The 11,759-nt window shown below is 63.8% G+C and carries 11 protein-coding genes; 7 read left to right on the top strand and 4 right to left on the bottom strand.

Annotation, left to right across the window (positions count from 1 at the left end; all coding sequences use genetic code 11):
* The first annotated feature begins 267 nt into the window (after positions 1–267).
* Positions 268–1,257: a Gfo/Idh/MocA family oxidoreductase gene (locus EYQ35_08730; GenBank protein HIF64221.1), complete on the top strand. Its 990-nt coding sequence runs from the start codon at positions 268–270 to the stop codon at positions 1,255–1,257.
* A gap of 226 nt (positions 1,258–1,483) precedes the next feature.
* Entirely contained in the window at positions 1,484–1,915 is a 432-nt protein-coding gene (locus tag EYQ35_08735; protein HIF64222.1) for an NUDIX hydrolase, read from the top strand.
* Between the two features lie 52 nt (positions 1,916–1,967).
* Here the strand turns inward: EYQ35_08735 and EYQ35_08740 are convergent, their stop codons facing one another.
* From EYQ35_08740 to EYQ35_08750, 3 genes are all read right to left on the bottom strand, one after another.
* On the bottom strand, positions 1,968–2,687 hold the full coding sequence (locus EYQ35_08740) for a glycosyltransferase family 2 protein (GenBank protein ID HIF64223.1): 720 nt from the start codon (positions 2,685–2,687) through the stop codon (positions 1,968–1,970).
* A 96-nt stretch (positions 2,688–2,783) separates the two neighbouring features.
* Positions 2,784–3,782, bottom strand: coding sequence for an N-acyl homoserine lactonase family protein (locus EYQ35_08745; protein ID HIF64224.1), 999 nt, complete (start codon positions 3,780–3,782; stop codon positions 2,784–2,786).
* A gap of 29 nt (positions 3,783–3,811) precedes the next feature.
* Positions 3,812–4,180: a DUF3024 domain-containing protein gene (locus EYQ35_08750; protein HIF64225.1), complete on the bottom strand. Its 369-nt coding sequence runs from the start codon at positions 4,178–4,180 to the stop codon at positions 3,812–3,814.
* Positions 4,181–4,359: 179 nt separating this feature from the next.
* Between EYQ35_08750 and asd the strand changes: the two genes are divergently transcribed.
* The 3 genes from asd (at position 4,360) to EYQ35_08765 (ending at position 7,927) form a co-directional block, all read left to right on the top strand.
* Positions 4,360–5,442, top strand: a complete 1,083-nt coding sequence (gene asd, locus EYQ35_08755; protein HIF64226.1) for an aspartate-semialdehyde dehydrogenase — start codon at positions 4,360–4,362, stop codon at positions 5,440–5,442.
* A 29-nt stretch (positions 5,443–5,471) separates the two neighbouring features.
* Positions 5,472–6,860 (top strand): hypothetical protein, encoded by a 1,389-nt coding sequence (locus tag EYQ35_08760; GenBank protein ID HIF64227.1) that lies wholly within the window; start codon positions 5,472–5,474, stop codon positions 6,858–6,860.
* 167 nt (positions 6,861–7,027) lie between these two features.
* Entirely contained in the window at positions 7,028–7,927 is a 900-nt protein-coding gene (locus EYQ35_08765; GenBank protein ID HIF64228.1) for a lipo-like protein, read from the top strand.
* 78 nt (positions 7,928–8,005) lie between these two features.
* On the opposite strand, the gene EYQ35_08770 is transcribed toward EYQ35_08765, so the two are convergent.
* The gene (locus tag EYQ35_08770; protein ID HIF64229.1) at positions 8,006–8,479 is read right to left on the bottom strand and encodes a redoxin domain-containing protein; all 474 of its coding nucleotides are present in this window, start codon (positions 8,477–8,479) and stop codon (positions 8,006–8,008) included.
* Between the two features lie 107 nt (positions 8,480–8,586).
* Between EYQ35_08770 and EYQ35_08775 the strand changes: the two genes are divergently transcribed.
* Together EYQ35_08775 and mgtE are read left to right on the top strand one after the other, a co-directional pair.
* Positions 8,587–10,398 (top strand): glycosyltransferase family 39 protein, encoded by a 1,812-nt coding sequence (locus EYQ35_08775; GenBank protein ID HIF64230.1) that lies wholly within the window; start codon positions 8,587–8,589, stop codon positions 10,396–10,398.
* On the top strand, positions 10,395–11,753 hold the full coding sequence (mgtE, locus tag EYQ35_08780) for a magnesium transporter (protein ID HIF64231.1): 1,359 nt from the start codon (positions 10,395–10,397) through the stop codon (positions 11,751–11,753). Before EYQ35_08775 ends, mgtE begins: the two co-directional genes overlap by 4 nt.
* Positions 11,754–11,759: the final 6 nt, after the last annotated feature.

The raw sequence follows: 11,759 nt of genomic DNA on the forward strand, positions 1-11,759 counted from the left end.
CGACAGATTCCGCTTGCGGGCGAACCCGCCGACGTGGTTGAAATCGTCGCCAACTACGGCCAGTGGCTCACCACTTGCGACATTCCCAAGCTCTTCGTCAACGCCGAGCCGGGGGCCATCCTGGTCGGTGCGGCGCGCGATTTCTGCCGCCGCTGGAATAACCAGGAAGAAGTCACGGTCAAGGGCGCGCACTTCGTGCAGGAAGACTCGGGCGAAGAAATAGGCCGCGCCGTGGCCGACTGGATCAAGCGCCGGGCCTGACCACCCATGCAGCCCACCAAGCTTGGAATCATCGGACTGGGCCGCCACGGCAGCCGATACGCGCGCCACGCGGCGCAAGACGTGGAGGCGTTGCAACTGACGGCCATCTGCCGCCGCGACGAAGCAGCGGGCCGCGCCCTGGCCGGGGAACTCAACTGTCGTTGGACGGGCGACGCACGTGAACTGATCGCAAGCGACGACGTCGACGCGGTAGTACTGGTGACCCTGCCCTCGCTGCTACCCGAATTAGTGACCCTGGCGGCCGAACTCGGCAAACCGCTGCTGGTCGAAAAACCCGTCGCAACAGGGCTCGAAAGTGGCCGGCGCATTCTCGCGGCCGTCGAATCGGCCAACATTTACTGCATCGCCGGGCACACCCTGCGCTTCAATTCGCTCTGCCTGGCCATGCGCGATGAAATCGACAGGCTGGGCCGCATCGACACACTCACTTTCAGCCAGCGTTTTCCGCCGCAGCAGCAACTCGATTGGCTCGACGATCCGGCGAGATCCGGCGGAGGCAACATCATCCACACCGGTGTTCACTGCTTCGACCTGCTGCGCTGGTTCACCGGCCTCGAGGTATCCTCGGTGGCCTGCTCGATGCGCAGCACAGTGACCACCGACACCGAGGACAACTTCGTCGCCTCGCTGCAGCTCTCGAACGGCAGCACCCTGGCCCAGGTTAACTGTTCGCGAAGCAGCAACAGTCGCAACGGCCTGATCGAAATATCCGGCGAGCACGGCCAGCTCGTGGGCGATCACGTGCTGGGCACGCTCCACTTCCTGGGTCCCGATGGCCCGAGGGAGCTCACGACGGCCGCGCCGGTGATGACCGTGCCCGCCATACTGGAGGCCTTTGCCGCCGGCGTGGGGGGCAAGCAGAGTGCCACGGCCGCCGCCGCCAGTTACCGCGACGGATTGGCCGCGGTGGCCGTGGCCGAGGCCTGCTATCGCTCGGTGTCCAGCGGCCGTTTTGAAAACGTAACCGCGCTCTGAAGCCTGCGGCTGCCGGTTGGAGTTTCTCCAAAACGACCGCGAGCCTTACCCCGACGCCCGTGCTCGTGTATCATTCGTGTCACGGCTCGCGGGTGAGCCCAGTAGAAGCGTGGACAAGCGACTCGAGCATCTCTCCAGTAAGTACGGCGCACCCAGGCAGCTGACCCTCGAGCTGCCTTCGCTGGATTTCCCGCCGGTTTCGCGGCGACGCCACGGCGAAGTCTGCATGGCCATCCTGCGGCCCAGCGGGGGCTTTCTGCTACAGACCAAGGCCAGCTACCCCGGTTCGGTCATGCGCCTGCCCACCGGCGGTATACAGAAAGGCGAGGCGATAGAAGACGCACTGCTACGAGAAATCTGGGAAGAGACCAACCTCGAGGTAGACGTGGCCCGCTTCGTGGCCGCCATTCGTTACAGCCACGGCAAGCGCGTGTCGAGCTTCTGCACTTACCTTTTCTTCACCCGCGAAACCTCGGGCGTGCTGCAGAGCAACGACCCAGGCGAGAAAATAACCGAATGGGTAGAGGCCAAGCCGGCCGAGCTGGCCGACTACGCCGGCAAGCTACGGGACATCGTCCCGTCCTGGTCGAACTGGGGCACGTTCAGGGCCATGGCCATGGACGTGCTGCTTGAAGACTGCAACAGCCACGGCCTGTAACCACTGGCGACCAGGTTTTACCGTCCGCGGAAACCGTCCCCAGGAGGTCAGTTCAGGCGGGCGGAAACAGCGGCGAGCTCAGCAGCCCGGCGCGCGCCAGCCTGAATTGCACACCCGTGCGCAGGCAGCCGAGCCCGTACACCACGCTGCGGCGAAAATTAATGGACGACGCTTCGTTGCAGTAGCTGGTAGGGCAGCTGATCTCGGCCACCGTGTAGCCGAACCACATGACCTGGGCCAACATCTGGTTGTCAAAAACAAAATCGTCGGAATTGGCATCCAGCGGCAACTTCTCGAGCAGTTGCCTGGAGAAAGCGCGGTAGCCGCTGTGCAGCTCGGACAGTTTTGACCCCATCAGCAAATTGCCTGCCGCGGTGAGAAAGCGATTGGCGACGTACCGCCACAGCGGCATGCCCCCCTTGAGCGCGTAGCCACCGAGCACGCGCGAACCCATGGCGCAAGGATGCAGTCCGCTGCCTATCACCGCCACCAGCGCGGGTATCAACCTGGGCGTGTACTGGTAGTCCGGGTGCACCATCACGACTATGTCAGCGCCTTCTTCGAGGGCGAGACGATAGCAACTTTTCTGGTTGGCGCCGTAACCGAGATTGTTGTCGTGCCTGAGCACGGTCGTATCGGGAAACGTGCGCGCTATTGCAGCGGTCTGGTCGGCGCTGCCGTCGTCGACCACGATCACCCGGTCAACCACGCCCTGGGCCATGACCTCTTCCCAGGTGCGGCGCAATGTAGTCTCCGCGTTGTACGCGGGCATGACCACTATGATTTTATTTTCCCGGTACACCGACGCTCCCCTTCCCCCAACGAGTATACCAAGTACGGGCAGCGTCTACCCACATCGTGTAAAACATCAGTCTGTGCCTGTCTGGACGGCCGGCACAGACACGAACTCGTGGTAGCGCAGGTCGGCGCGGTCGGCCTCCCTCACCGACCTGAGATCGTGGCCCGGCACCACCAGCACACCGCCCTCGTCTTCGAGCAAACCCACGAAACGGTTTATGCGCCAGGCCTGTTGCCACCAGTCGTCCATGTTATGGGCGAAAGCCGGCTGTGCCACGTGGCGCCAGCTGGCCTCGGTGTAGGCCGCGTCGCCGGTGAGCAGTATCACCCCGCCACGGCCCCTCAGTACCAGCCCTTGCGTGCCCGCTGTGTGGCCGTGCAGGTCTACGAGCACGGCACTGCCGTCGCCGAATACGTCGTAGTGCCCATCAAAAGTTGCCCAGGGCTCGGTGGCCGCGTAATCGATAACCGTGCGCCGCTCCAGGTCGTCCCAGTCCTGCTCGAAGAAAAAATCCTCGAACCAGCGAGCACCCCACGCGCCCTCTTCCTCGCGGCGCGGCAACAGCAGAGTGGCCCCGGCAAAGGCCTCCACGCTTCCCGCGTGGTCAAAATGCAAGTGTGAAACCGCCACGTAGCCGACGTCAGCCGGGTCCAGCCCCGCCGCCGACATCTGCTCGGGCAAGGACTGCCCGGGCTCGGTATGGCAGAGATCGAGCGCCGCCAGCAATGGGCCCAGGTACTGCTCCGGGCTATCCCTCACTGCAGGTGAGTAACCGGTGTCGAACACCAGCAGGCCCTTGCTCTCGTGCTCGACCACAAAAGCAGGGACGGGGATTTCGCTGGCCTCCTGCCAACTTCCACCCTTGGCCATGACGCCGGGCAGGCTACGCATGGTGCCGGTGTTGAACGCGTGCAGCAGCAGGTCTACCGGCTCGTGGGCCTGCTCCCAACCCCGCAGCACGGGCTCTATTCGCGGCACCCGTCGTTGATCTGCACAGCCTGGCAGCAAGGTAGCGATCAACAGGCAACACGAAAGAAGACGCAGAGGCGCGCAGAAAGGAGAGGTCATTTTACAGCGACTGACTGTAACCGGGGAGGTCAGGAATTCCAGTAGCAGCCGAAGGGGTCGCGGGAGATCTCGCCGACGCAGTCGGCAAGCGAACCCTCGACCGCGTCTCCGCGATCGTCGTAGTAAGCCGCCCAGCGCCCGTTGCCCTTTTTCCAGAAGAGCTTGTAGCCGCTTTCTTTCTCCGGCCTCAACTGGGCAATGCGGTGATCGACGATGTCGCCGTTGCACCCATCGCGAAAGCGATGCACCACCGTGATGACTCCCGCCACCGAACACCTGGCCGTGAGTATTCCCCTGGGTCCTACTCTCCAGCCGAGTACGCGTCGGACGAAGGGGGCCATAAACTCGTGCACCGATGCGATGCGTTGAGTTTTCTTGCGAGCGGAGGAACGTGCCATACACAATTACAGTAGCCCCGGCGGCCGTAGCGGGCAAGTTCCCCCCCCCCTTGGCACACAGCGCATGTGCCCCGACCACTTCACTATCGTTCAAACAACGGGGGTTGCCCACGCAAGCGCAACTGGTTTCAATCCCCTGCAGGTACGCGTAAACTCTGTCACTTAGAAGTGAGTCCGTCATGAAAAAAATGAAGGTAGCCATTGTCGGAGCCACGGGTATTGCCGGGCAGCAATTCGTTTCTGCCCTGGCCCAGCACCCCTGGTTCAGGATCGCTCGATTGGGGGCTTCCCCCCGTTCGGCGGGGAAGAAATACGGTGACGCGCTGCGCGATGAGTCCAGTGGTTCAATGCGCTGGTGGGCTGGCGGCAGTGCCCCGGAATCTGTGCTCGGCATGACCGTGGAAAACGGTGCAGACCTGAAACTGGACAATGTGGACCTCGTATTCTCGGCTGTGGAATCCGACGTCGCCGTCGACCTCGAACCGATGTACGCGCAGACCACCCCGGTGGTGAGCACCGCCTCCGCCTTTCGCTACGAAGACGACGTGCCGCTTTTGCTGCCCGGCGTCAGCCTGCAACAGGCCTCCTTGCTACGCCGCCAACAGAAGAACCGTGGCTGGAAAGGATTTATCGTGCCCCAGCCTAACTGCACCGTTACCGGCCTGGCCATAACCCTGAAGCCGCTGGACGAACGCTTCGGGGTCAAAAAAGTATCGATGGTTTCCATGCAGGGCATTTCGGGAGCCGGCCGGTCGCCGGGAGTAGCCGCGCTGGACGCCATAGACAACGTCATTCCCTACATTCCGTCGGAAGAAGAAAAGGTGACCGCCGAGGCCCGCAAGCTGCTGGGCAAGGTCGTCGCCGGCAAGCTCGAGGAATCGTCGGTGAAGGTATCGTGCACCTGCACGCGGGCGGCAGTGCTCGAAGGCCACACCGAGGCCGTATCACTGGAACTCGAACGACCTGCGACACCTGCCCAGGCGGCCGCGGCCCTGCGCACGGCGGGCAAGCGGGCGGCGCGGCTCAAGCTGCCTTCGATGCCCGAAACGCTGATATACGTGCACGACGACCCTTTCAGGCCCCAGCCCAGGCTCGACCGCGACGCCGGTGACGGCATGACCACCTCGGTGGGCCGAATCCGCGAAGAGCCGCTGTACCGGCACGGCCTGCGCTACATGCTGGTATCACACAACACCAAGATGGGCGCGGCCAAGGGAGCTCTGCTCATAGCCGAGTACCTGCTCGACCGCGGTATACTCTGAAGAGCCAGGCAGCGGATTCGACTCAGCCGATGTCTGTTTCGCCTCCCCCGCTACGCCCAGCCCTGCTCCCGGACAAGCCGCGTGGCTTCATCCGCCTGCTCGGCCCGGGCGTCATGCTCGTCGGCCTGGCCATTGGCGCTGGCGAGCTCGTCATCTGGCCCGTTACCACGGCCCGCTTCGGCGCCACGGTGGCATGGGCCGCCGTGCTCGGCGTGAGCCTGCAACTGATCATCAACCTGGAGATAGGCCGCTACACCCTGGCCACGGGCGAAAGCGCCTACGGGGCCCTGGCCCGCCGGGGGCGCGGTTGGGTGCCCGTGTTCCTGCTGCTCAACGTCGTGTCGTGGATACTGCCGGGCTGGGCGCGCACCTGTGCAGGCGCCGTCAAGGTGCTTGTGGTCGGGCTCGATGGCCCCGGCGATCCCTGGGTCTGGACGGCGCTCACCTTCGCCATCGTAGCGCTGGTTATGTTCGGGCCGCGCAACGTCTACGGGTGGATGGAAAAGATCGTCACCGCCTTGGTCTGCTTCATGCTGCTGGGCCTGCTGGTAATAGTAGCCAGGCTGGGCAACGGCGAGACCGCCGCCGAGCTCGCCCGTGGCATAGCCTCGGTGGGTGTAAAACCACCCGACATGCCGCCCTACCAACTGCTGTCAGCCGTCGTCTTTGCCGGCGCCGGGGGAACCGCCAACCTGTTGTTCTCGTATTACCTACGCGACAAGGGCTGGGGAATGTGCGGGCGCCTGTCCAACTCCGGCGAATCAAACGAAGCGTGGATTCCCGACGATAACAGCGTAAACGCCGACCGCTGGAGCCGCTGGTTCAAACACATGGCCCGTGACCAGGTGATCTTCTTCTGGCTCACCAACCTCGTAACGATACTGTTGTTTATCTTCGCTGCGCTGGCGGTGCTGCACCCCGCCGGCATTGTCCCGTCCAACGAGGCCCTGCTCTACGAAGAGGCGGTGCTGTTGGACACGGTCTGGGGGCCGGGAGGAAAAATCCTCTTCATGGTCATAGGCATCGCCTGCCTGTTCACCACCCAGCTCACCCTGCTCGACGGCGTGGCCCGCAGCTGCGCAGACCTGCTGCACAACAACTACCGCTGGAGCCGCCGCTGGAGCCTCAAGGACTGGTACCGGGGCATAGCCCTGGTTTGGATGGTCGTGGGCACCGCGCTCACCTGGGCATGGGGAGCCCTGCCCCCGTTTGTCTTCCTGCTCTCGGCCGGCTTCTTCGGCGGCATAGCCATGGCGGTCTACTGCCCCCTGCTCCTGTGGAGCAACATCCGCGAATTGCCCGAGTTGTGCCGGCCTTCGATAACCGCGCGACTGGCCATGTCGGGCGTGAGCCTGTTCTACATCGCGTTTGCCACCATTTCGGTAGGCGTGGTCGTTCAACAGTTGTTTGTGGGCTGACCCCCGCAAGGGGGAGCCATTGGCGCGCAGCACCTCTGCTGCCGCAGACCGGCTAAGCGGGAAATCCGCCACCCGGTAGGGGAAAAATTGGCCCGACAGGCGAAAACTCGTTCCCAGCGAGCCTTCCGGACGCTAGAATGTAAGACTGCGGACAGGTCCGCGAACACATGTACCAGCACCTGAAACAATTCATCATCCGCCGACTGACGGCCATCCTTGTCAGGGAACGCATGGGTTACCGGCAACTGTTGCCCAGTGACATGGGTCGGCTGCGCGATGTCATACAGCCCGGTGACGTCCTGCTGGTGGACGGCAGCCAGCGCATAAGCGAAGTTATCAAGTACCTGACGCAGAGTTCGTGGTCGCACTCGGCGCTCTACGTCGGCGACGCGCTGCTCAAACGAGGTGGCCCCCAGGCCGACGAGTTTCACCGCTTGTACGGTGACGAAGCCTCGGCACTGCTCGTCGAGGCCACGGTCGAGAACGGCGTCGCCGCTGCGCCGCTGTCAAAATACCGCAACCACAACGTGAGAATATGCCGCCCCTTCAAGCTGCGCCCCGGTGACCTCAACACGGTACTCGCCACCGTCATCGACCAGATCGGCTCGAAGTACAACGTGGAGCAGATATTTGACCTGCTTCGTTACTTCTTTCCGGTAACCCTGGTCCCCAAGCGCTTCCGTCGCAGCATGCTCGAGCACGCGGGTACCCTGTCCAAGGAAGTAATCTGCTCGGCGCAGATAACCTCTGCCTTTCAGAAAGTACGTTACCCGGTACAACCACTGGTAACCTCGCCGCGGGTTTCCGAACGGGTGCAGGTAGACACCGGCAAGCCACGCAAGAGGTGGTTCGGCCGGGCAGAGCCCGACCTCGTCAGCGACGGGGTCTTCACAGCCTGCGATCCCAACCTGGTCACACCACGGGACTTCGACCTGTCACCCTACTTTGAAGTGGTGAAATCCGACCTGCTTGGCAACCGCAACTTCGACTACCGCAAGATCGTGTGGGCCGGCAGCGACGGCGGCGAATCTGAAGTAACCGAAGAAGAACTACTCGAGACCGGCTGACCCCCGGCCGCGTTGTTAACGATCAACGGGCCGCCAGTAGACAACAGGGATAAACTACCCCTGCAGGTGGCGGCTGCCTCAACCCGGCTTGAAGTCGGGTAACTCCGGGTTGTCGAAGAGGTAGGCGCAATCCCATTCCAGACCTGCAGCGCTGACCATGAGCTCCATTGCCCGCCGGTACTCCTCGCGGCTGAAACCTTCGATCGTCGACCCCAGCAACTCTCCATCGAGCTGCAGCAGTACCGGCACCGAGGCCAGGCCCAGCTCGGTCGACAACGGCCAGCCGGGGTTATCCAGGTACACCGGCATGGTTATCTTGTTGTCACGGACAAAGTCCTCGGTCTCCTCGAGGCTGTCCTGGGACACGGCCACGATGTCGATAATGCCTTCGCCCCGGCGGTAGAGCTGCTCAAGCAGGGGCAGGGCGATGCGGCAAGTGGGACAGCCGGCCTTGTAGAGCAGCAGCACCCTGCGCCCCTGCCCCGGCAGATCCGCCAGCTCGTCGGATCCCAGCCTGGGCAGTTGTCTCGTTTTCAGCTCAACCACGAACAAAGTTTAGCCCCGGTCTGGCTTACACGCCAGCGCAAGCCTGCCGCTGGTCGCGGCAGCAGGCACCCGGCTGGTGAAACAGCTGCGCGGGCAGGCTAGTATCGCGCGTCGTGTCGACGCCGCCCTCACCAGTTCCAAGCGCTTCGCAGGCACCGGCCACGCTGGCCACTGCCACCCCGGCCACTGCCGCCTCTACGGCCTCGACGACCACCGCGGGCCACAAGCGGGGCTGGCTCCTTCTGCTGCCCCTGCTGCTGACTCTGGCCTCGCTGCTCTACGTCGTACCGATTTCGCAGGTTCCCTTTTACACCAAGGGTGAACCCCGCGAAGCCATTGTCGTGCAGGCCATCGTAGAAAACGGGGACTGGATACTGCCCCTGAGAAACGGCCACGAAATACCGTCGAAACCACCGCTGTTTCACTGGCTGGGTGCGCTCGTGAGCCTCGCCGCGGGTTTCGTTTCGGAATGGACAACGCGCCTGCCCTCGGCCGCGGCGTCTATAGCCTGCGCTGCCGCCGTTGCCGCCGCCGCCGCGAGATTCTTCGGACCACTGGCCGCCTTCCTCTCCACCCTGGTGCTGCTCACCACCGTGCAGTGGACTATCTCGGCCACCACCGCGCGCGTGGACATGGTACTGGCCGCGGCAACGACCGGCGCGCTGCTGTTCTTCATGGGCGACTACCTGCGTGATCGCAGACCTCTGTCGTTGGGTTTCTACGCCTGCGCCGCCCTGGCCGTACTGGCAAAGGGACCGGTGGGCCTGGTGATCCCGGTGGCCGTTATTGCCTGCTTCCTGCTGCTGCGCGGCGACCGCGAATACCTGCGCCGGCTGCGCCCTGGCAAGGGCCTGGCGATCCTGTCGCTGGCGGCGGCCTGGTACCTGGCTGCCAGCTGGGAAGGCGGGATGCCGTTTTTCGACAAGCTGGTCATGAAGGAGAACCTGCAGCGGCTTGTCAGTGCCCAGGCGTCGGGCGTGGGCCACGTACACTCGCCTTTCTACTATCTGCCCGCCCTGCTCGGTGGCTTTGCCCCGTGGAGCCTTTTCGCGCCCGGCCTGGTGGTCGGTCTCACGGCCCGCGCGCGTCGTGGCGAGCACGACCAGGCCACCACCCTGTTGCTGTGCTGGTTTGCAGTCACGCTGCTCATCTACTCGCTGGCCGGATCAAAAAGAGGCGTCTACCTGCTCAGCCTTTACCCGGCGCTGGCCATGCTCTACGGCGCCTGGTGGGCATCGATGGCGTCCACCGGTCAGGACACGGCCGACGCACGGCCCTCACGCATGCTCTCCTGGCTGGCGAGCCTGGTGGCCGCCGTGCTGGCGCTGCCACTCATCGTGGTGGTCGCGCAAGCACTCGGGGTCGATGTCACCGCCTGGCTGGACCCGCTGCTCAGTCGCAGCGACGCCGCTAACCTGCCGGTTATCCGCGATACCATCGCGGCCAATCCCGTGGCCTGCGTTGCCTGGGCGTCCACCCTGCTTCTGGGCGCGAGCGGTGCGGTAGCAGCCCTTGCCCGTCGCAAGCCGGTCGCGTCGGCACTGCTCCTCGCCTCGGCCATCGCTGTATCCCAGCTCGTGCTGCCGCTGGTGTTTCAACGCCAGCTCGGACGCGAGCAGGGCCTGCGCGATTTCATGGCGAGGGTCAACGTACAGCTTCCCGAAAAAGACGCGCCGTTGTTTTTCTACCGCGGCTTTGACTACGGGGCCGTCTTCTATGCCGGTCGCAACGTATACCGCGTGGACGAGCACCTGCCCTTGTTCGACGAGCAGGACACCTGGCTGCTGGTAAACGAAAAGTCCCTGCCGCCGGACGGCGACTATCACTTGCAGGAGGTTATGCGCTATACCTACGGCGATAACCCGGGCAGGGAGGCTCTCCTTTTGACCAGGGCGCGGCGCGGGGACAAGGAAAAACGGAAATGAGCGACACGGTCGAGCAGGAGCGCGAAACACGCGAACGCGTGTTTGCGGCGGCAGCGCTGGCCGACGACCTGGTGCTACGCCAGGAAACCGCCCGCCTTCACCCCGCCGACATAGCCGAGATCCTCGACCAGCTCGACGACGATAACGAGCGCCTGTCGGTATTCTCGGTACTCGATGACGCCCGCGCGGCCGAGGTCATAAGCGACGTCGGCGAATCAGCCCGAGCGGCCCTTCTCGCGCGCCTGGCCGACGTGCACATTGCCACGCTGCTCGAAGGCCTCGACAGCGATGACGCCGCTGACCTTCTGGGCGAACTTTCCGAAGACCGCAAGCTGATGCTCCTGCACCGGGCCGACCCGGAGACCCGGCGTGACGTGCAGGGTCTGCTTTCCTATCCCGACGACAGCGCCGGTGGCCTGATGAAAACCGAGGTCGCATCGGTGGATGTTGGAACCACCGTGCGGCAGGTGCGCACCTACCTCAGGCAACACCGCGAGGATTTTCACGATATTCACAACGTCTTCGTCACCGACCACAAGAAAAGACTCGTAGGCTACGTGCCCGTCCGCAACCTGGTCATGGCCAACGACGGTTCGTCGGTGGACGAGATTCTGCTTGATGACTTCGTGTCGGTAAGCGCGACCGTAGACCAGGAAGAAGTCGCTCACCTGTTCGAAAAGTACGATTTGCTTTCGCTACCGGTGGTCGACGCTTCCGAACTGCTGGTCGGTCGCATAACCGTTGACGACGTGGTTGACGTCATAGAAGAAGAGGCCACCGAGGACATGCTCAAGATGGCCGGCGTGGGCGACGAACCGCTGGGCCTGCACGGGCCCGTAAAAGCCCTGCGCACACGGCTTCCGTGGCTGGGGCTGAATCTCCTGACCGCCACCGTGAGCGTTGCGGCGATCTCGCTGTTCCAGGACACCATACACCAGGTAGCCACTGCCGCGGCCTTAATGACGGTAGTCGCCAGCCAGGGCGGCAACGCCGGCGTCCAGACAATGACCCTGGTGGTACGCGGGTTGGTGCTCGGCGAGCTGAGCCCGCATAACACCCGCCGCATCGTAGTGCGAGAACTGGCCATCGCCCTGCTCAACGGCGCGGTACTGGGCTCGGTGGCCGCGGCTACTGTCTACGCGTGGAAGGGAGACGTAAGGCTGGCCACGGTCATGGCAACCGCGATGATCGCCAACATGCTCATCGCCGCGGCCCTCGGCACGCTCGTGCCCATGGGCTTGCGGCGGCTGGGAGCAGATCCGGCGGTAGCCTCGTCGGTGTTCGTGACGGCGGGAACCGACATGCTCGGCTTCCTCGTCTTCCTCGGCCTGCTCAGCGTCGCCCTCGGGATCTAATCACCG

The organism is Candidatus Binatota bacterium (assembly GCA_012960245.1).
Lineage (GTDB): Bacteria > Desulfobacterota > Binatia > UBA1149 > UBA1149 > UBA1149.